Origin of the sequence: Leisingera sp. SS27 (genome assembly GCF_028368855.1) — a bacterium.
Taxonomy (GTDB): Bacteria; Pseudomonadota; Alphaproteobacteria; order Rhodobacterales; family Rhodobacteraceae; genus Leisingera.
Genome location: NZ_JAQNCY010000004.1, coordinates 70,774 through 89,332, shown reverse-complemented (window position 1 = coordinate 89,332; position 18,559 = coordinate 70,774). Strand labels below are relative to the sequence as shown.

Genomic DNA, 18,559 nt, shown 5'->3' with positions numbered 1-18,559 from the left:
CGCAGCAAGTGCCAACAGCAGGCAGCAGAAGAGCGGGCAGTAAAAGAATGAGCGAATTCCTGGCTTCCTATCTGGCTTATGCCAGAGATGTTTTTTTGGCTTTTCTCGATCCGGGGCAGCGCGTTTTCTACGTCTATATCGCGACCTCCGTTCTGGCGGCCTACGGGGTCTACCTGTTCCAGCGCAAGCAGAGCCGAAATGCCGCTGAGGGGTCCTTCCTGGGGTTCCTGTTTCCCAAGTCGGTGTGGTCGCATCCTTCGGCCTGGCTCGACGTGCGCTATTTCTTCTTTCACAAACTGCTGGCGCATTTCCTGCTGCTCGGCCTGTTTGCCGGCACTGCTGCCCTGGTGTTCCGCTGGATCACCGGCCATGCGATCACCTCTCTTCCCGTCACCGCCGAGGGCGCCGCGGGCTGGGGCATCGTGATCGGCTACATGCTGGTCAGCACGATCGTGCTCGATCTGATCGGCTATACCGTGCACTACCTGCAGCACAAGGTGCCGATCCTGTGGGAATTTCACAAGGTGCACCACAGCGCCGAGGTGATGCATCCGCTGTCCAACTACCGCGAGCACCCGGTGGACAATTTTTTCTATCTGCTGCTGATCGGCGCGGGCTACGGGGCGGTTGCGGGCGGTGTCTACCAGTATGCCGCGGTGGTGCCGAGTGTTCCCAGCATTCTGGGCGTGCCCATCCTGATGTTCGTCTTCAACATCCTGGCCTACAACCTGCGCCATTCCCACGTCTGGCTGCGCTGGCCCGGCATCTGGTCCAAGGTGTTCCCGTCGCCCGCCCATCATCATGTGCATCACAGCTGCCATCCGGATCATTTCGACAAGAACTTTGCCTTCATGTTTCCGGTCTGGGACGTGATTTTCGGCACCTATGAAATGCCGGAGGACAACCGCGATGTGAAATTCGGCGTCGCGGGCATGAAACCGATGGAGATGGACACTTGCTGGAAGCTTTATTCCATCCCCTTCGTCAAGGCCGCGCGCCGCCTGAAACGGGGCAGCAAAGCCCGCAAGAGCGGACGCGCAAGCTGACGCCAGCCGCGGAGAGGGCAGTGGCCGGGCCAAGCGCCAAGGGCGCCAGCCCGGCGCTGGTTAGCGCACGACCTCTCCGATCAGGATCTGTGGCTGCACATTGGTGAAATTCGGAAGGTCTTCCAACGCGGGGCCTGCAGCCTGCATTGCGGTGTTCATTGCCGCCTCGTTGGCAAAGACCATGGTGGCGACAGCATGGAACGGGGCAGGCACATCCGGACCGCCGGCCAGCCCCTTGGTCACAACGATGCTTTGCGTATGAGGGGCGATGTGCTGATCCACCAGCGCCATATGGGTAGTGGCATAATAGCCGTGATCAAAGTGACTGCCATCGCTGACGGGATAGATCACTTGCAGTGAAACGGACATAAGCGGGTCTCCTGTATCTGCGTCACCCGCGCACTAAAGCCGGCAGCAGGCGGGTTGCCAAACGAAAACGGCCAGCTGCGGCAACTGGCCGTTGTTTTGTCCTGGCAGATTACGACGCTGCGCGCTGCTGTCTTGCATTGGCGGCTTCGGCCAGCAGCTGGTGGATCTTTTCCTTGCGCATTTTCATGGCCTTGGCCAGCATGCCGACGAATTTCTGCTCCTTGCCGTCCAATGTGCCGTCAGAGGCGGCGACAAAGAGAACACCGCGCATCATCACCTCTTTCTCAGCTTCGGTCCGGCCCTTGACCAGGCGCTTGAAGTCACCTTCCTTGGGGGCTGCCTCGGCCAGTTCCGCCATTTGCCGGACCATTTCCGGTGCAAAGCTCTCGCCTGTCATTTCCCGCGCGGCAGCGGCAATCCCGGCAACTTCGGCGTCAGCGACATGGCCATCCGCCTTGGCCGCATGACACATCGCGTCAAGGATTGCAGCTGCAGCAGGAGAGGCACTGCCCATCATCGCCTGGCGCTGATTGCGGCGGTCCCGGGATTTCTTTGCGCGGACACCAAACAGGCCCAGAGCAAGAACAACCAGAGCCCAGCCCCAATGGCCCTCAATCATGGCCCCGGCGGACAGTTCGGGTTCATCTGGAACCGATTGGCTGATTTCTCCCGCGGCCTTTGCGCCGGCCAGGGCTTCGGCGGTCAGGGCGATGTACTGATCGCTGTTGCACTTGTTGGCGGCCAATGCGTAGCCTTCCAGGCGCCGCAGATAGTTAATGAACAGGATGGCGTCGTCTTTCACCAGATGGCAAAGCGCATAAGGGGCGCCGTCAATTTCAATCTTGGTGCTGTCGACAAAGAGCAGGTTCTGGGATGAGCTGCCGCCCGAGCGCCTTGCTTCGGCTTCTCCTGACAGCGACACCAGCAGAAGGCCGGCCAGGGCGGCGGTCGTGAATTTGCGCATATCGCGGGATCCTTAATAGAAATTAATTCAACCGCAGGTAGCGGTCCGTCCGGGGCAAATTTATGAGTAAAAAATGAAGAAAGTCAGGCAGCCGGGCTGCCTGACTCATGCCGTGCCCGAAGGCAGTCCGGCTTAGCTGTGGACCGGCCCGTCGCCGCAAGCCAGTGCGGCTTCGCGCACAGCCTCAGAATAGGTCGGATGGGCGTGGCAGGTCAGGGCCACGTCTTCGGCGGAGGCGCCGAATTCCATTGCCACGCACAGCTCGTGGATCATGTCGCCCGCTGCCGGGCCGATGATGGCGGCGCCCAGGATGCGGTCGGTCTCCTTGTCGGCGATGATCTTGACAAAACCGCCCTCGGCCTGGCCGACGGCCTTGGCGCGGGCGTTGCCCATGAACATAAACTTGCCCACCTTGATCTTGTGGCCTGCCGCCTTCAGCGCGTCCTCGGTCTGGCCAACAGTGGCCACCTCGGGCGTGGTGTAGACGACGCCCGGAATGACACCGTAGTTCACATGGCCATGCTTGCCGGCAATCACCTCGGCCACGGCCATGCCCTCATCCTCGGCCTTATGCGCCAGCATCGGGCCTTCGATCACATCACCGATGGCATAGATGCCGGGCAGGCTGGTGCGCCAGTGGTTGTCGGTGGCGATCTGGCCTCGTTCGGTCATCTTGATGCCAAGCGCATCGAGCCCCAGCCCCTCGGAGTAGGGCTTGCGGCCGGTGGCAACCAGCACCACGTCGGCGTCCAGCGTGACCTCGTCGCCGCCCTTCTTGGGCTGGTACTTGACCTTGGCCTTGGTCTTGGAGGTCTCCACACCCTGCACCGCGGCGCCCAGGATGATGTTGAGACCCTGCTTTTCCAGGATCCGCTTGAAGGAGCGCTGCACGTCCTTGTCCATGCCGGGGCAGACCGCGTCCATGTACTCGACCACGGTCACTTCCGAGCCAAGGCGGGCATAGACAGAGCCCAGCTCCAGCCCGATCACGCCGGCGCCGATCACCGCCAGCTTCTTGGGGATCTTCGGCAGCTCCAGCGCGCCGGTGGAGGAGACCACGATCTTCTCGTCGATCTCGACGCCCGGAATGGAGGCAGGCACCGAGCCGGAGGCGATCACGATGTTTTTGGCCTCATGCACCTCATCGCCGACCTGCACCTTGCCGGCCGCCGGAATGGAGGCCCAGCCCTTGATCCAGTCGATCTTGTTCTTCTTGAACAGAAACTCGATACCGCCGGTGTTCTGGCCGATCACCTCGTCCTTGTAGGCCTTCATCTGGTCCCAATCGACCGACGGGCTTTTGCCCTTGAGGCCCATATGGGCAAAGTTGTGCTCTGCCTCATGCAGCAGATGGGTCGAATGCAGCAGCGCCTTGGAGGGAATGCAGCCCACGTTCAGGCAGGTGCCGCCGAGGGTCTCGCGGCCCTCGACAACCGCTGTCTTCAGTCCCAGCTGGGCGCAGCGGATGGCGCAGACATAGCCGCCGGGACCGGCGCCGATTACGATGACGTCATATTGGGACATGGGTCGGTTTTCCTCGTTTCTCCCCGGTTCCGTTCAGCGGAACACGCATTAGGGGATAGTGGTCTGATGATCAGACGGGGGTCAACATCTTGATCGAGATATTGGTGACCCCGTCGCGTTCAAGGTGCATGGCAAGCTCTTCCGAGCCGAAGAAGGCGCGGGCCTTCGCCAAGTCGGTGATCGCAAACAGCGCCACGGCGTGGTTTTTCTGGTCCGGATCGCTCCAGACGTTCAGATCGGTGATGCCCGCGGCCTGCCGGTTGCGCTTGTCCTGCCGGAACACGGTCAGCCAGGCGTTGAAATCGGCCACATCGGCCTGCCAGAGAACATGGGTTGCCATCGGTGTTACTCCTTTGTCCGTTCTGGAAGAAGGATGCACCGGATGGGGCGAGGAGCGCTTTGATTCCACTCAACTGACGGGGGGCTTGAGGCACTGCTTTCCGAATGGGGGCGCTGCCCCCGGCCCATGCGCAGTGGGGCTCCGCCCCGTTCGGCCCTGAAACCGCCCCCCAGGCGGTTTCCAAGACGGGCCTCACCCCCCGGAGTATTTTTGTAAAGGTGAAAGCTCATGCGAGGAGCACCCCCGCGAGCATCGCGGCAAGGCCGCTGGTGGCAATCAGCCAGATGGCGGTGCGCAGATAGGGCACGCCGCTGAGGTAGGCAGGCAGGTAGAGGGCGCGGCCCCCGAGATAAGTGTAGATCCCGGCGGAGATCAGCGCGCTGTGCAGACTCGCCAGTTCCGCGACCAATGCCAAGCTGATGAAGACCGGGGCGGTTTCCAGGAAATTGGTGAAGGCTCGCCGCGCCCGCCCCGCCAGCGCGTTGCGGCTGACGCCGGTGTCGCGCGGGCCTGCGGTCCAAGCGTTGCCCACAGAGAGCTTCAGCAGGAAACTGTCGCAGCTCACGTGGATCAGGGCGAGGATCGAGAGGCAGACAAGGCCCCAGAGCGGAAGGGTCATGGGAGGCTCAAATGGCCTTCTGCCCTAGAGTGCGCGCGCTCTATTCGGATGGGGAAACCAGAATACCTCATCATTTAACTGCCACTCGGTAACTGTTTTCCTTTGACAGCCCAAAATGATTTGCGCCTAGCCAAGCGCAAAAATACACGGGTAGAAACGGCGGAAGAAATACGGATATTACTATCGCTAGACCTGCAAATAGCATGGGTTGCCGAACAAAGGTGTCGAGAAGACCTATCGCCTTGAGCATGTCGATTTGGAAATTCCACATCGAAGCCAGAAGTGCCAAAGCCCCCTCGACCAACTGTGGAACGTTGCTTTGCGTTCGCGCAGGGTCTTCAGTCGAGGCTTTTGATTGCACAGTGTCCTCATTGGCGGAGCTTATGGCTGAGTTGCGCAATGCTAAAACCCACCCGACGAACGCACCTAACGGGGTTAAAAAAACGGCAGCATTATAGGCGTCGCCGCCCGTAGCGATGCCCATTGACGATCCCGCAAAAAAGCCGATGGCTGCGCCTGAAATAGCAAATGCTGTTGTTCGCTTCATATTGTTTCCTAAATAGTGGCAGGGTGGACCCCTGCCACAGGTATGTCCTGAAAATCAGCTGGAGCAAATTTTACAGATCCATCAGCAAACGCCGCGGGTCTTCCAGCGCTTCCTTGACGCGGACCAGGAAGGTCACGGCGCCTTTGCCGTCGACGATGCGGTGGTCATAGCTCAGCGCCAGATACATCATCGGGCGGATTTCCACCTTGCCATTGATCGCCATCGGGCGGTCCTGGATCTTGTGCATGCCCAGGATGCCGGACTGCGGCGGGTTCAGGATCGGCGAGGACATCAGCGAGCCGTAGACGCCGCCGTTGGAGATGGTGAAGGTGCCGCCCTGCATTTCCGCCATCGACAGCTTGCCGTCGCGGGCGCGGGCGCCTTTTTCGGCAATCGCCTTTTCGATGGAGGCAAAGGACATCGCGTCGGCGTCGCGGATCACCGGCACCACCAGACCCGTGGGCGTGCCTGCGGCGATGCCCATGTGGACGTAGTTCTTGTAGACGATGTCGGTGCCGTCGATCTCGGCGTTGACTTCCGGCACTTCCTTCAGCGCGTGGCAGCAGGCCTTGGTGAAGAAGGACATGAAGCCCAGTTTTACGCCGTGTTTCTTCAGGAACAGGTCCTTGTACTCGTTGCGCAGCGCCATCACCTCGGTCATGTCGACCTCGTTGTAGGTGGTCAGCATGGCAGCGGTGTTCTGGCTGTCCTTCAGGCGCTTGGCGATGGTCTGGCGCAGGCGGGTCATCTTCACCCGCTCTTCGCGCGCAGCGTCATCGGCGGTGACGGGGCCGCGGACCTGGGCGGGCGCCTGTGCAGGCGCGGCTGCGGGTGCTGCCTTGGCGGCGGCCACGGCCGCGGCGACGTCTTCCTTCATGATGCGGCCGTCACGGCCCGAGCCGGTGACCTGATCGGCGCTGATGCCGGCCTCTGCCATGGCTTTCTCGGCGGAGGGCGCGTTGGCGACGTCCTTGGAACCGGTGGCAGCGGCTGCCGGGGCAGGGGCTGCGGCAGGTGCGGCAGCAGCACCGGCGGCGCCGGAGGCAATCACACCCAGCTGCGAGGAGGCCTGCACGGTGGCGCCTTCAGCGGCCATGATCTCAGTCAGAACGCCGGCCGCGGGTGCGGGCACCTCGACGGAGACCTTGTCGGTTTCCAGCTCGCACAGCATTTCATCCTGCGCGACGGTGTCGCCCACCTTCTTGAACCAGGACGAAACGGTCGCCTCGGAGACCGACTCGCCAAGTGCGGGAACCATGACCGGCACCGGGGTGCCGTCGCCGCCGGAGGGCGCAGCAGCCGGAGCCGGTGCTGCCGGCTTTCCAGCAGAGGGCGCGGCAGGGGCTGCGGCGGCGCCGTTGGCCTCAGTCAGGGTGGCCAGCAGCGCGTCGACACCGACGGTGTCGCCTTCTGCGGCGACAATCTCGCCCAATGTGCCGGCGGCGGGCGAAGGCACCTCGACCGTCACCTTGTCGGTTTCCAGCTCGCAGAGCATTTCATCGGCATTGACGCTGTCGCCGGGCTTCTTGAACCAGGTGGCCACGGTGGCCTCGGTCACGGATTCGCCCAGAGTGGGTACGCGGACTTCGGTTGTCATGTCTCTTTATCCTCAGATGCTCAGCGCTTCGTTCACGAGGGCTGCTTGTTGGGCTTTGTGTTCGCTGGCCAGGCCGGTTGCAGGCGAGGCCGAAGTGGCGCGGCCTGCATAGACGGGCCGGGTGTGCTTGGCGCCGATGCGGGTCAGCACCCATTCGATGTTGGGCTCGATGAAGGTCCAGGCGCCCTGGTTCTTGGGCTCTTCCTGGCACCAGACCATTTCCGCCTGCTTGAAGCGTTCCAGCTCCTTCACCATCGAGATGGCGGGGAACGGGTAGAACTGCTCGATCCGCATCAGGTAGACGTCGGTGATGCCGCGGGCGTCGCGTTCTTCCAGCAGGTCGTAGTAGACCTTGCCGGAGCACATCACCACGCGCTTGATCTTGTCGTCCGCCGCCAGCCGGGTGTCGGAGTTGCCGTGCTGCGCGTCGTCCCACAGTACCCGGTGGAAGCTGGAGCCTGTGGTGAACTCCTCTGCCTTGCTGACCGCCAGTTTGTGGCGCAGCAGCGATTTCGGGGTCATCATGATCAGCGGCTTGCGGAAGGTGCGGTGCAGCTGGCGGCGCAGGATGTGGAAGTAGTTCGCCGGCGTGGTGCAGTTGGCGACGATCCAGTTGTCCTGGCCGCACATCTGCAGGAAGCGCTCCAGACGGGCAGAGGAGTGCTCCGGCCCCTGGCCCTCGAACCCGTGCGGCAGCAGGCAGACAAGGCCTGACATCCGCAGCCATTTGCTCTCGCCCGAGGAGATGAACTGGTCGAACATGATCTGGGCGCCGTTGGCGAAATCGCCGAACTGGGCCTCCCACAGCGTGAGCGCATTGGGTTCCGCCAGCGAGTAGCCGTATTCAAAACCCAGCACCGCATATTCGGACAGGGCCGAGTCGATCACCTCGTACTGGGCCTGGCCCGCACGGATGTTGTTGAGCGGATAGTAGCGCTCCTCGGTCTCCTGGTTGACGATGCCGGAATGGCGCTGGGAGAAGGTGCCGCGGGTGGCGTCCTGGCCCGCAAGGCGGACCGGATAGCCTTCGGTCATCAGCGAGCCAAAGGCCAGCGCCTCGCCGGTGGCCCAGTCAAAGCCTTCACCGGTTTCGAACATCTTGCCGCGCGCATCCAGAACCCGGCCGACGGTGCGGTGCAGCGGGAAGCCTTCGGGCACCCGGCTGAGCGCGTTGCCGATCTCGGCCAGCGTCTCCGGTTTGATCGCGGTGCGGCCGCGCTGGTAGTCGGCGTCTTTCTTGTCCAGATGCGACCAGCGCCCGTCCAGCCAGTCGGCCTTGTTGGGCTTGTAGTTCTTGCCGGTCTCGAACTCTTCATTCAGATGCGCCTGGAAGGCCGCCTTCATGTCCTCGATCTCGCCCTCGGGGATGAGGCCGTCCTTGACCAGCCGGTCGGTGTAGAGGGTGAGCGTGGTCTTGTGGCCCTTGATTTTCTTGTACATCAAGGGGTTGGTGAACATCGGCTCGTCGCCTTCGTTGTGACCGAAGCGGCGGTAGCAGAAGATGTCCAGCACGACATCCTTGTGGAACTTCTGGCGGAACTCGGTGGCGACCTTGGCCGCATGCACCACAGCCTCCGGGTCGTCGCCGTTAACGTGGAAGATCGGTGCCTCAACCACCAGCGCATTGTCGGTGGGGTAGGGAGAGGAGCGCGAGAAATGCGGTGCAGTGGTGAAGCCGATCTGGTTGTTCACCACGATATGCATGGTGCCGCCGGCCTTGTGGCCCCTGAGGCCCGACAGGGCAAAGCATTCCGCCACCACGCCCTGGCCTGCAAAGGCCGCATCGCCGTGCAGCAGGATCGGCAGCACCTGGCTGCGGTCGGTGTCGCCCAGCTGGTCCTGCTTGGCGCGGACCTTGCCCAGAACCACCGGGTTCACCGCCTCAAGGTGGGACGGGTTGGCGGTCAGGCTGAGGTGCACGTTGTTGCCGTCGAATTCGCGGTCGGACGACGCGCCAAGGTGGTATTTCACGTCGCCGGAGCCGTCCACATCCTCGGGCTTAAAGCTGCCGCCCTGGAACTCGTTGAAGATCGCCCGGTAGGGCTTCTGCATCACATTGGCGAGGATATTGAGGCGGCCGCGGTGCGGCATGCCGATCACGATGTCGCGCACACCCAGGGCGCCGCCGCGCTTGATGATCTGTTCCATCGCCGGGATGAGGCTCTCGCCGCCGTCCAGGCCGAACCGCTTGGTGCCGGTGTATTTGACGTGCAGGAACTTCTCGAAACCCTCGGCCTCGACCATCTTGTTCAGGATCGCCTTGCGCCCCTCGCGGGTGAAGGTGATTTCCTTGTCGTAGCCCTCGATCCGCTCCTTCAGCCAGCTGGCCTGCTCCGGGTCGGAGATATGCATGTACTGCAGCGCAAAGGTGCCGCAGTAGGTGCGTTTCACGATCTCCACGATCTGGCGCATGGTGGCGACCTGCAGGCCCAGCACGTTGTCGAGGAAAATCGGCCGGTCCATGTCGGCATCGGTGAAGCCGTAGGATTTCGGATCCAGTTCCGGGTGGCTGGCGCTTGCGCGCATACCCAGCGGATCAAGATCGGCCGCCAGATGGCCGCGGATCCGGTAGGCGCGGATCAGCATCAGCGCGCGGATCGAGTCCAGCACCGCGCGCTGGATCTGATCATCGGTGACCTCGACGCCCTTGGCGGCGGCCTTGTCCTTGATCTTCTTGCCCGCGCCCTTGGCCTCCGCCGGGGCCGGCCATTCGCCAGTCAGCGCGCCGGTCAGATCGTCATTGGGGGCCGGCGGCCAGTCGCCGCGCGCCCAGGAGGGGCCCTTGGCCTCTGCCTTCACGTCCAGTTCGGCGTCGCCCATCTGGCGGAAGAACTCGGCCCAGGCGGCATCCACCGCATTGGGGTCATTGGCGTAACGGGCATAAAGCTGCTCCAGATACTCCGCATTGTGCCCCTGCATGAAGGAGGAGGCGTGGAAGAGGTCGTTGGGCGATTGGTCGGTCATCTTAAGCTCCCGAAGAGTCGGTATGCGGTTGTTGGGGCAGGTCAGGGTTCACACTGGAACGTGACCTGTTCCTTGGTCGGGTCGAGCGATTGTTCCGGGCCGGAGGTGATGGTCACGGAACTGGCGCCCTTGCAGATTTCGGTTTCGATACGGGCCTGGACGTCGTCGATGCTGGTGCCGGGCTCGAAATTCAGCACCCCCTGCACCGGCGTGGTGATAGCCGCGGCGGAAGTGGCGGTTAGAAGGGCGAGGCTGAGGACGGCTGCTATGCTGCCACGTTTTGTGTTTTGGCCCCTGACGAAGGAGCAGATGCGGAATTGGGCGTTGTTCAATTGGTAGGCCATGGGTTCTCGATCTGATCTTTGTCACACCATTATGGACGCGTCGAACGCCGCAAAAAGGTAGATTGTTGGGCTGGCGCTTTCCCAGCGTGGCGCGAAACTGTCTTTCACAGAAATTCGTAAATTTAGTTCATAGCGGTTGCGGCCATTCATCTGGTCGAGGCCTTCATAGACGAACGATCCGTCCTGACTTGGCTGGCTAAAACGAGCCATTCTGATTTGCCTGTAAGCAGATGGTTTCGGAGTAAACCGCTCAATAAGCCCTGAGTTGCAGAATAGGCTTTTGTAGAGGCGAATGTCTGGGGCGTCACGTTTTTCAGTGTTGCTGATAAAGCAAAACCCCATTTGAGGACGGTTTCGCCGAGACATTGCCTGCCGATCAAACGGAGCAGCAAAAACACTGAGATCTTTCTCAGAGTTAGTCCAGATTGTTCCTGAGGCTTCTTCCCGCATTTTTTCGACCCAAAGCCAAGTATTGTCAGCGTGCTTCTCTCGAAATTGGCGTTGCGCAGAAAAAATGGGATTCCGAACGTCTTCCGGTGCTGCTTGAGCCAGAACTCTGCTCGCAATCCGTTCTGCCGTGGTTGGATCAAGGGTAATTTCTGCTGCTTTCACATCGTTTTCAAATTCTGCCCAAGTGGCATCTGAGTTGTCTTGTTTCAGGCCAGCAGCAGCAAGTTCACGACTAGGATCCCAGTCTCTGGTGTACTCTACGCTGGCGTTGACCATATGTTGCAGAGCGCATTGCAAAGGCTCCAAGACGCCGCGCATTGGGTGCGGGGAGAGCGCAGATGCCGCACTCTCCTTTGTCATTGTTGGCGTGCCTTCGGGGCGCCGAAACATCTTACTTGCCGATCGCTTTCAGCACCGCTTCACCCAGGCCGGCCGGGCTTTCGGCGACCACGATGCCTGCGGATTTCATCGCTTCGATCTTGTCCTCGGCGCCGCCCTTGCCGCCGGCGACAATGGCACCCGCGTGGCCCATGCGGCGGCCCGGAGGGGCGGTGCGCCCGGCAATGAAGCCAGCAACCGGCTTCTTGCGGCCCTTCTTGGCCTCATCGGCCAGGAACTGCGCCGCCTCTTCCTCGGCGGAGCCGCCGATTTCGCCGATCATGATGATGCTTTCGGTCTCGTCGTCAGCCAGGAACCATTCCAGCACGTCGATATGCTCAGTGCCCTTGATCGGGTCGCCGCCGATACCGACGCAGGTCGACTGGCCCAGGCCCACGTCGGTGGTCTGCTTCACCGCCTCATAGGTCAGGGTGCCGGAGCGGGACACCACGCCGACGGAGCCGCGGCGGTGGATGTGGCCGGGCATGATGCCGATCTTGCAGGCATCCGGGGTGATCACGCCGGGGCAGTTGGGACCGATCAGGATGGAAGAGGAGTTCTCCAGCGCGCGCTTCACCTTCATCATGTCGAGCACCGGGATGCCTTCGGTGATGGCGACGATCACTTCCATTTCGGCGTCGATTGCCTCAAGGATCGAGTCCGCGGCAAACGGCGGCGGCACGTAGATCACCGAGGCGTTGGCCTCGGTCACATGCTTGGCTTCATGCACGGAGTTGAAGACCGGCAGGTTCAGGTGGGTCTGGCCGCCTTTGCCGGGGGTTACGCCGCCGACCATCTTGGTGCCGTAGGCGATGGCCTGTTCGGAGTGGAAAGTGCCCTGCGAGCCGGTAAAGCCCTGACAGATGACCTTGGTGTTTTCGTCGATGAGGACTGCCATGTTTCGGTTCCTTCAAGCGGTATGTGTGTGTTGGGTCTGCGGGGTGGCCAGGGAACGGCCGTCGAAGCGGATTTTTTCGAGGGTGGCCCGCCCCAGGACCACGCTGGGAAGTATTCGGAAGCCGCCGCGGAATTCGTATATCCCGCGCCGGAGTTTCTGGCGGATCAGCGGCCAGCCCTTGGGCCGGTAGCGCGGCGGGCCGACGCCCACTTCGCCGGGCGCCTCGTTACCCTGTTCGGCGAGTGCTGGCTGCACCTGATAGACCTTGATGCTGCGCGCAGGCCGCGAGGCATCGAAATTGAACAGCAGGTTGTCGAGCGTGATGCAGAACGGGCGGCTGTCCAGCAGGTGCTGCGCAGCCTTGCGCGAGATCACATAAGCCGCACCGCCGGCGTGACGCGACAGCATCGGGCGCACCTCGCGGCCCAGATGGGTGAAGCCGCCCTTGCCAAGCGCCACTTGCAGTTTCTTGGCCCGCCAGCGTTCGAACTTGACGATGCCGGCATCTGCAGGCCACCAGGAAAGATCCGCCAGCCAGGCGCCGGTGTCGGGCGACAGGAAGACGTCATCCTCCAGGATCAGGGCAACATCGGCGTCCGAGGCCAGGAATGCTTCCCAGGCCTTGGCATGGCTGAGAGTGCAGGCCATGTCCTTGGTCTGGAAATAGCCCCAGTTGCCCTCAGAAGCGCATTGCTGCAGCATCTCCCCGCGGCTGACCTGAGTACTGTCCACCGCATCGATGCGCACAGCCGAGAGCCCGGCCTGATCCAGCTCCTGCTGCATCAGCGCGGCCCGGCCCGTGGCCTGCTGCAAGCCTATGAGGTAGACGGTGGCTTTCACTCGGCTTGGTCCTGTCGCAAGAGGCACTTACCCGGTACTTCGGGGAAGCGCTGACAAGGGTGCATATTGCTTTCACCAGTGTGGGCTGCCATCGAGTTGGCTCCTGCAAGTTTTGCTTTGCTAGGGAGGTCCCTTCGAACCTCCCTCAGTTCCTACAGCGGTTGAGAGTCATGTATACTCCGCAGAGCAATGGTTTGAGACGTCAATCCATGCTCGGTGCGGTGCCTTACCTTTGGTTCAACCCAGAGCACGTCGTTGCCCCTCACAAAGTACTCTTCGGGGCGGCCTCTGCGATCCCTACGGGTTTGCTTCTCAAAGCCAAGCTTTGACAGGCTTGAGAGTAATACATCAGGCAGAGACACCCGAGCAGCGTCAGGCCCTTCAAAGTGGCCAACTTTGCAATTGGTGCCCCCATTGCTCAGCAGCAGCAAGCCTGAAGTCGGCGAGCCGATTTCCCAACGCCTGAAGTTTCCAAGCCCCTTAAAACCAGAAGCTTTCAGACTATTGAACTTTGTTGGGTCGTCCTTGCCGAGTGCGACGCATGCTTCAATGACGTTGGGCATCTCAGATCGGTAGGCACCTGCATTTTGCGTCGAAGCTACAGATTGAGGTGCCTTCGATACCTGATCAGTAGAAACATTACAGGCCGCCAAAAACACTGCAAGTGTGCCAGTTGCAATCACCAATTTCATAGGTCTGGTCAGCCTTTCACCGCTTTCACGATCTTTTCGGCGCCGTCTTTCAGGTTGTCGGCGGCGATCACGTCGAGGCCGGAGGTGTTGATGATCTCCTTGCCCTTCTCGACGTTGGTGCCCTCGAGGCGGACCACCAGCGGCACCTTCAGGCCGACTTCCTTCACTGCGGCAACCACGCCCTCGGCGATCACGTCACAGCGCATGATGCCGCCGAAGATGTTGACCAGGATGCCTTTGACGTTGGGGTCGGAGGTGATGATCTTGAACGCTTCGGTCACCTTCTCCTTGGTGGCGCCGCCGCCGACGTCGAGGAAGTTGGCAGGCTCGGCGCCGTAAAGCTTGATGATGTCCATGGTGGCCATCGCGAGCCCTGCGCCGTTCACCATGCAGCCGATCTCACCGTCCAGCGCGATGTAGTTCAGGTCGTACTTGGAGGCTTCCAGCTCTTTCGGGTCTTCCTCGGTGGTGTCGCGCAGTTCAGCCACGTCGGCGTGGCGGTAGACCGCGTTGCCGTCAAAGCCGACTTTGGCGTCCAGCACCTTGAGGTTGCCATCATCGGCGATGATCAGCGGGTTGATTTCCAGCATCTCCATGTCCTTCTCGACGAAGGCTTTGTAGAGCTGGCCCATGAGCTTGACGCACTGCTTGATCTGCTGGCCCTCAAGGCCGAGCGAGAAGGCGATGCGGCGGCCATGGTAGGCCTGATAGCCGGTGGCCGGATCGACGGAGAAGGACAGGATCTTTTCCGGGGTGGCAGCGGCCACTTCCTCGATGTCCATGCCGCCCTCGGTGGAGCAGACAAAGGAGATGCGCGAGGTCTGGCGGTCGACCAGCAGCGCCAGGTACAGCTCGGTCTGGATGCCGGAGCCTGTTTCGATGTAGATGCGGTTCACCTGCTTTCCGGCCGGGCCGGTCTGATGCGTGACCAGGGTACGGCCCAGCATCTTCTTGGCTTCCTCGGCAGCTTCTTCCACCGATTTGGTCAGGCGCACGCCGCCCTTTTCGCCGGCGTCGGCCTCCTTGAAGGACCCCTTGCCGCGGCCGCCTGCGTGGATCTGTGCCTTCACCACCCACAGCGGGCCGTCGAGTTCACCGGCGGCGGTTTTGGCTTCTTCGGCCCGCAGCACCACGCGTCCGTCGGACACCGGAGCACCGTAGCTGCGAAGGAGGGCTTTGGCCTGATATTCGTGGATGTTCATTTGAAACTGTCCCGTCTGGCTGCAATTGTCTGCTGATTTATAGGCCGTCTTAAAGCCAAGTGTTAAAGGCTTTTTTGACAGGGGGCAGGGAAATGCGGAAGATTTTCGGCTTTTGTGATCACAGGATTTGGGGGTGTGATCACAATTTAACGAAGGCTTGATGCGGGTGATTCGAGGCAGGTCCGAAGCCTGCACTCGCCGCATCATAGGCCAAAAGCGGCAGCGGCGGCCACGGTGCGGCGCCGCAAAAGAAAAGGCCCGCTGCAAGCGGGCCTCTCTGATTTCCGGTGGCTGCGGGGCTTAGGCCAGCGAGGCGTCGATGCCCTTGCAGGCTTCGACCAGGCCCTTCACGGCGTTGACCGAGTTGTCGAACATTGCCTGCTCTTCCTCGTTCAGCTGGATGTTCACCACCTTCTCGATGCCGCCGGCGCCGATCACGGTGGGCACGCCCACATACATGTCCTTGACGCCCAGTTCGCCGTCGCAATAGGCGGCGCAGGGCAGCACGCGCTTCTGGTCTTTCAGGAAGGCCTCGGCCATTTCGATGGCGGAGGTTGCCGGCGCATAGAAGGCGGAGCCGGTTTTCAGCAGGCCAACGATTTCTGCGCCGCCGTCACGGGTGCGCTGCAGGATGGCGTCCAGACGCTCCTGGGTGGTCCAGCCCATCTTGACCAGGTCGGGCAGCGGGATCCCTGCAACGGTGGAGTAGCGCACCGACGGCACCATGGTGTCGCCGTGGCCGCCCAGCACAAACGCGGTGACGTCTTTCATGGAGACGCCGAATTCCTCAGCCAGGAAGTGACGGAAGCGGGCGGAGTCCAGAACGCCGGCCATGCCGCAGACCTTGTTCGCGGGCAGGCCCGAGAATTGCTGCAGCGCCCAGACCATTGCGTCCAGCGGGTTGGTGATGCAGATCACGAAGGCGTTCGGCGCGTGGTCGCGGATGCCTTCGCCGACGGATTTCATCACCTTGAGGTTGATGCCCAGGAGATCGTCGCGGCTCATGCCCGGCTTGCGCGGCACGCCGGCGGTCACGATGCAGACGTCGGCGCCTGCGATGTCCTCGTAGGACTGGGTGCCCTTCAGGGAGGCGTCAAAACCCTCGGAGGGACCGGATTCTGCGATGTCCAGCGCCTTGCCTTCGGGGATGCCTTCGGCGATGTCGAAGAGAACGACGTCGCCCAGTTCCTTGAGGGCTGCGAGATGTGCGAGGGTGCCGCCGATCTGACCTGCGCCGATGAGGGCGATTTTGGGTCGTGCCATTGGAAAATGTCTCCGGTCCGGTTGAAATTTCCTGATGCCTACGGCGTAAACCCGTGCCGTGCAAGGGCTCTGCGCTGCGGCAATCGGCTCTGTATGCTTGTGTATACCGTGCTGATACCGCTAAACCGTCTGTAATCTGGGCATTTCGGAGGGCAGGTGATGGCGGCGTTTGATGCAATGTTTTTCGTTTTTGCCATCCCGGCGGTCGTTTTTGCGGGCGTGTCCAAGGGCGGTTTCGGGTCTGGCGCAGCCTTTGCCTCCGCGTCGATTCTGGCGCTTGTGCTGGAGCCGGGCGCCGCGCTGGCGCTGATGCTGCCGCTCCTGATGCTGATCGACGTGGCCAATCTGAAGCCCTACTGGGGGCGCTGGAACCTGCGGGCGTCGCTGCTGCTGATTGGCGGCGGATTGCCCGGTGTGGCATTGGGGACCTGGCTTTATGCGGCGGTGGATGCCGATGCGATGCGGGTGCTGATCGGTGCCGTTTCCATTGGTTTTGTATTGTGGCAGCTGCGGGCACGGCTGGGGCTGCGGCTGGCAGCGGATGCGCCGTTGTCAACAGGCGCCGGGGCGCTGGCAGGGCTGGCGGTGGGGTTCACCAGTTTTGTCAGCCACGCAGGCGGCCCGCCGGCCGCGGTCTATCTTCTCAGCCTCAAGTTGCGGAAGACCGAGTACCAGGCCAGCACAGTGCTGATCTTCTGGGCCATCAACATCGTCAAGGCGGTGCCTTATGCCGGGCTGGGGCTTTTTACCCGCGAGACCTTGACGCTGGATCTGGTCCTGGCGCCCTTTGCCCTTCTGGGGGCCTGGCTGGGTGTAAAGCTGCACCATTCGATCCCGGAGCGCTGGTTCTTTGCGCTCACCTATGTGCTGCTGACGGTGACCGGTGCCAAGCTGATCTGGGACGGGCTGGTCTGAAGTCTGCTCATATCAGCCAGCCCGCGCGGCGTCCCCGGCCGCTTAACCTGCAGCCTGGAAACCTGCCTCAATACCTGCTCAGGCGTCGCTGTCGGTGTTCGGCAGTGCTTCTGCGAGCACTTCATAAGACTGTCCGGAAGCCACCAGGCAGGTCATGCCGTTGGGGGTGGTTACCGTAATGGTCCAGCTGCCGGTTTCGTCCGAGGCGAAGGTTTCCATCACCATGCCCTGCTGGCCCATGCCAATGCTCTGGCGGCTTTCGCCGTATTTTTCCGCCAGCCGTTTCACCACAGCCTCGCGCGGGGCGCAGTTGCGGCTTTGGGCGGCGGCGGGGGCGGCGGCCATGGTCACCGCGGCCAGCGCCAGCGGCAGTGCGAAGAATGAGTGTTTCATCTCGTTTTACCCTTTCCGGAACGGCCGGACAGAGCAGGGTGCCTGACGGCAGCCCCCGGTGTCCCTGTTCGGGCCGGTGTGTGACGCAATTCGAAATGCAGGCCCCATGCCTGCGGGCATCAGATGCGGCCCGGTGGGGCGGCGATGTGCTGTGCCTTGGTACCCTTCAGTGTGCCAATCAGGTGCTGATAAGTGGTTAATCGGGCGTGCGCCGGGAATTCACACATTTTTTCAATATCTTGCTGCGATGGCGCGAGAGGTTACGCTGCGCTGCGGCGGAATTGTACTTGAAAGTATACAATCGAATCTGTACCGATTTACGCAACAAAATAACTTTTGGAGAGGCTCCATGGATCCGCGCACGCGCCCTTACCGTTCGGTTTTGTATATCCCCGGCTCCAATGCGCGTGCGCTGGAGAAGGCCAAGACCTTGCCGGTGGACGCGGTGATCTTTGATCTGGAGGACGCGGTCTCAGCCGATGAAAAAACCAATGCGCGCGAGACCTTGGCCCAGGCGCTGAAGGCTGGCGGCTATGGTTCGCGGATGAAGATCGTGCGGATCAACGGGCTGGATACACCCTGGGGCCGCGGTGACGCAGCAGCAGCAGCGCGGATGGCCCCGGATGCGATTCTGCTGCCCAAGGTGAATGCGCCGGAGGACCTGGATGCGTTGGCGGAAATCACCGGTGACATCCCGCTGTGGGCGATGATGGAAACCCCGCGGGGCATGCTGAATGCGGCTGCGATTGCCGCGCACCCCAAGCTGCAGGGCATGGTGATGGGCACCAATGACCTGGCCAAAGAATTGCAGACCCGCTACCGCCCCGACCGGATGCCGATGATGGCAGGGCTGGGCCTGTGCCTGCTGGCGGCCAAGGCCGAGGGGCTGGTGATTGTCGATGGCGTCTATAACGCCTTCAAGGATGTGGAGGGGCTGGCCGCCGAATGCGCGCAAGGCCGCGACATGGGCTTTGACGGCAAAACCCTGATCCACCCGGCGCAAGTGGAAGTGGCCAATGCGGCCTTTGCCCCGACCGAGCGGGAGATCGATACTTCCCGCCGTCAGATTGCCGCATTTGATGAGGCCCAGGCCGCAGGGCAGGGTGTCGCGGTGGTTGACGGCAAGATAGTTGAGAACCTGCATGTCGTAACGGCGCGCGAGATTCTGGCAAAAGCGGATGCAATCGCTGCGGTTTCCGCGTAGGTGTTAATCA

The 18,559-nt window shown here is 61.8% G+C and carries 19 protein-coding genes; 3 read left to right on the top strand and 16 right to left on the bottom strand.

From position 1 onward, the window contains the following. The first annotated feature begins 47 nt into the window (after positions 1-47). Positions 48-1,046, top strand: a complete 999-nt coding sequence (locus N6L27_RS10445; RefSeq protein WP_271907190.1) for a sterol desaturase family protein — start codon at positions 48-50, stop codon at positions 1,044-1,046. A gap of 60 nt (positions 1,047-1,106) precedes the next feature. Here N6L27_RS10445 and N6L27_RS10440 read toward each other — a convergent pair whose 3' ends face one another. The 15 genes from N6L27_RS10440 to mdh form a co-directional block, all read right to left on the bottom strand. Beyond that, positions 1,107-1,415 (bottom strand): EthD family reductase, encoded by a 309-nt coding sequence (locus tag N6L27_RS10440; protein ID WP_271907189.1) that lies wholly within the window; start codon positions 1,413-1,415, stop codon positions 1,107-1,109. A 109-nt stretch (positions 1,416-1,524) separates the two neighbouring features. Continuing rightward, on the bottom strand, positions 1,525-2,379 hold the full coding sequence (locus N6L27_RS10435; protein WP_271907188.1) for a tellurite resistance TerB family protein: 855 nt from the start codon (positions 2,377-2,379) through the stop codon (positions 1,525-1,527). A gap of 132 nt (positions 2,380-2,511) precedes the next feature. Further along, entirely contained in the window at positions 2,512-3,903 is a 1,392-nt protein-coding gene (gene lpdA / locus N6L27_RS10430) for a dihydrolipoyl dehydrogenase (RefSeq protein ID WP_271907187.1), read from the bottom strand. Positions 3,904-3,973: 70 nt separating this feature from the next. Beyond that, the gene (locus N6L27_RS10425; protein WP_271907186.1) at positions 3,974-4,243 is read right to left on the bottom strand and encodes a hypothetical protein; all 270 of its coding nucleotides are present in this window, start codon (positions 4,241-4,243) and stop codon (positions 3,974-3,976) included. Between the two features lie 226 nt (positions 4,244-4,469). Continuing rightward, the gene (locus N6L27_RS10420; RefSeq protein WP_271907185.1) at positions 4,470-4,862 is read right to left on the bottom strand and encodes an MAPEG family protein; all 393 of its coding nucleotides are present in this window, start codon (positions 4,860-4,862) and stop codon (positions 4,470-4,472) included. Positions 4,863-4,932: 70 nt separating this feature from the next. After that, positions 4,933-5,409, bottom strand: coding sequence for a hypothetical protein (locus tag N6L27_RS10415; protein ID WP_271907184.1), 477 nt, complete (start codon positions 5,407-5,409; stop codon positions 4,933-4,935). A 70-nt stretch (positions 5,410-5,479) separates the two neighbouring features. Beyond that, positions 5,480-7,006: a 2-oxoglutarate dehydrogenase complex dihydrolipoyllysine-residue succinyltransferase gene (gene odhB / locus N6L27_RS10410; protein ID WP_271907183.1), complete on the bottom strand. Its 1,527-nt coding sequence runs from the start codon at positions 7,004-7,006 to the stop codon at positions 5,480-5,482. A gap of 12 nt (positions 7,007-7,018) precedes the next feature. Beyond that, the gene (locus tag N6L27_RS10405; RefSeq protein ID WP_271907182.1) at positions 7,019-9,970 is read right to left on the bottom strand and encodes a 2-oxoglutarate dehydrogenase E1 component; all 2,952 of its coding nucleotides are present in this window, start codon (positions 9,968-9,970) and stop codon (positions 7,019-7,021) included. A gap of 41 nt (positions 9,971-10,011) precedes the next feature. After that, positions 10,012-10,314, bottom strand: a complete 303-nt coding sequence (locus N6L27_RS10400; RefSeq protein WP_271907181.1) for a hypothetical protein — start codon at positions 10,312-10,314, stop codon at positions 10,012-10,014. 21 nt (positions 10,315-10,335) lie between these two features. Next, on the bottom strand, positions 10,336-11,040 hold the full coding sequence (locus N6L27_RS10395) for a hypothetical protein (protein ID WP_271907180.1): 705 nt from the start codon (positions 11,038-11,040) through the stop codon (positions 10,336-10,338). 115 nt (positions 11,041-11,155) lie between these two features. Beyond that, positions 11,156-12,040: a succinate--CoA ligase subunit alpha gene (sucD, locus tag N6L27_RS10390; protein ID WP_039181809.1), complete on the bottom strand. Its 885-nt coding sequence runs from the start codon at positions 12,038-12,040 to the stop codon at positions 11,156-11,158. 12 nt (positions 12,041-12,052) lie between these two features. Continuing rightward, positions 12,053-12,880, bottom strand: a complete 828-nt coding sequence (locus N6L27_RS10385) for a glycosyltransferase family 25 protein (RefSeq protein ID WP_271907179.1) — start codon at positions 12,878-12,880, stop codon at positions 12,053-12,055. Positions 12,881-13,032: 152 nt separating this feature from the next. Next, on the bottom strand, positions 13,033-13,572 hold the full coding sequence (locus N6L27_RS10380; protein WP_271907178.1) for a hypothetical protein: 540 nt from the start codon (positions 13,570-13,572) through the stop codon (positions 13,033-13,035). Between the two features lie 8 nt (positions 13,573-13,580). Continuing rightward, the gene (gene sucC / locus N6L27_RS10375) at positions 13,581-14,774 is read right to left on the bottom strand and encodes an ADP-forming succinate--CoA ligase subunit beta (RefSeq protein WP_442915754.1); all 1,194 of its coding nucleotides are present in this window, start codon (positions 14,772-14,774) and stop codon (positions 13,581-13,583) included. A 300-nt stretch (positions 14,775-15,074) separates the two neighbouring features. Beyond that, complete coding sequence (mdh, locus tag N6L27_RS10370) at positions 15,075-16,037, bottom strand: malate dehydrogenase (protein ID WP_039181814.1); 963 nt, start codon at positions 16,035-16,037, stop codon at positions 15,075-15,077. 159 nt (positions 16,038-16,196) lie between these two features. On the opposite strand from mdh, the gene N6L27_RS10365 reads away from it, so the two are divergent. Next, positions 16,197-16,952 (top strand): sulfite exporter TauE/SafE family protein, encoded by a 756-nt coding sequence (locus N6L27_RS10365; RefSeq protein WP_271907176.1) that lies wholly within the window; start codon positions 16,197-16,199, stop codon positions 16,950-16,952. A gap of 78 nt (positions 16,953-17,030) precedes the next feature. On the opposite strand, the gene N6L27_RS10360 is transcribed toward N6L27_RS10365, so the two are convergent. Beyond that, positions 17,031-17,345, bottom strand: a complete 315-nt coding sequence (locus tag N6L27_RS10360) for a hypothetical protein (RefSeq protein ID WP_039181820.1) — start codon at positions 17,343-17,345, stop codon at positions 17,031-17,033. A gap of 349 nt (positions 17,346-17,694) precedes the next feature. On the opposite strand from N6L27_RS10360, the gene N6L27_RS10355 reads away from it, so the two are divergent. Then, entirely contained in the window at positions 17,695-18,549 is an 855-nt protein-coding gene (locus tag N6L27_RS10355; protein ID WP_271907175.1) for an HpcH/HpaI aldolase/citrate lyase family protein, read from the top strand. Positions 18,550-18,559 lie beyond the last annotated feature (10 nt).

What these genes read in the sequence shown, in the direction of transcription:
- N6L27_RS10445 (WP_271907190.1), top strand. Translation starts at nt 48, where the DNA reads ATGAGCGAATTCCTGGCTTCCTATCTGGCTTATGCCAGAGATGTTTTT.
- N6L27_RS10440 (WP_271907189.1), bottom strand. Translation starts at nt 1,415, where the DNA reads ATGTCCGTTTCACTGCAAGTGATCTATCCCGTCAGCGATGGCAGTCAC.
- N6L27_RS10435 (WP_271907188.1), bottom strand. Translation starts at nt 2,379, where the DNA reads ATGCGCAAATTCACGACCGCCGCCCTGGCCGGCCTTCTGCTGGTGTCG.
- lpdA (WP_271907187.1), bottom strand. Translation starts at nt 3,903, where the DNA reads ATGTCCCAATATGACGTCATCGTAATCGGCGCCGGTCCCGGCGGCTAT.
- N6L27_RS10425 (WP_271907186.1), bottom strand. Translation starts at nt 4,243, where the DNA reads ATGGCAACCCATGTTCTCTGGCAGGCCGATGTGGCCGATTTCAACGCC.
- N6L27_RS10420 (WP_271907185.1), bottom strand. Translation starts at nt 4,862, where the DNA reads ATGACCCTTCCGCTCTGGGGCCTTGTCTGCCTCTCGATCCTCGCCCTG.
- N6L27_RS10415 (WP_271907184.1), bottom strand. Translation starts at nt 5,409, where the DNA reads ATGAAGCGAACAACAGCATTTGCTATTTCAGGCGCAGCCATCGGCTTT.
- odhB (WP_271907183.1), bottom strand. Translation starts at nt 7,006, where the DNA reads ATGACAACCGAAGTCCGCGTACCCACTCTGGGCGAATCCGTGACCGAG.
- N6L27_RS10405 (WP_271907182.1), bottom strand. Translation starts at nt 9,970, where the DNA reads ATGACCGACCAATCGCCCAACGACCTCTTCCACGCCTCCTCCTTCATG.
- N6L27_RS10400 (WP_271907181.1), bottom strand. Translation starts at nt 10,314, where the DNA reads ATGGCCTACCAATTGAACAACGCCCAATTCCGCATCTGCTCCTTCGTC.
- N6L27_RS10395 (WP_271907180.1), bottom strand. Translation starts at nt 11,040, where the DNA reads ATGGTCAACGCCAGCGTAGAGTACACCAGAGACTGGGATCCTAGTCGT.
- sucD (WP_039181809.1), bottom strand. Translation starts at nt 12,040, where the DNA reads ATGGCAGTCCTCATCGACGAAAACACCAAGGTCATCTGTCAGGGCTTT.
- N6L27_RS10380 (WP_271907178.1), bottom strand. Translation starts at nt 13,572, where the DNA reads ATGAAATTGGTGATTGCAACTGGCACACTTGCAGTGTTTTTGGCGGCC.
- sucC (WP_442915754.1), bottom strand. Translation starts at nt 14,774, where the DNA reads ATGAACATCCACGAATATCAGGCCAAAGCCCTCCTTCGCAGCTACGGT.
- mdh (WP_039181814.1), bottom strand. Translation starts at nt 16,037, where the DNA reads ATGGCACGACCCAAAATCGCCCTCATCGGCGCAGGTCAGATCGGCGGC.
- N6L27_RS10365 (WP_271907176.1), top strand. Translation starts at nt 16,197, where the DNA reads ATGGCGGCGTTTGATGCAATGTTTTTCGTTTTTGCCATCCCGGCGGTC.
- N6L27_RS10360 (WP_039181820.1), bottom strand. Translation starts at nt 17,345, where the DNA reads ATGAAACACTCATTCTTCGCACTGCCGCTGGCGCTGGCCGCGGTGACC.
- N6L27_RS10355 (WP_271907175.1), top strand. Translation starts at nt 17,695, where the DNA reads ATGGATCCGCGCACGCGCCCTTACCGTTCGGTTTTGTATATCCCCGGC.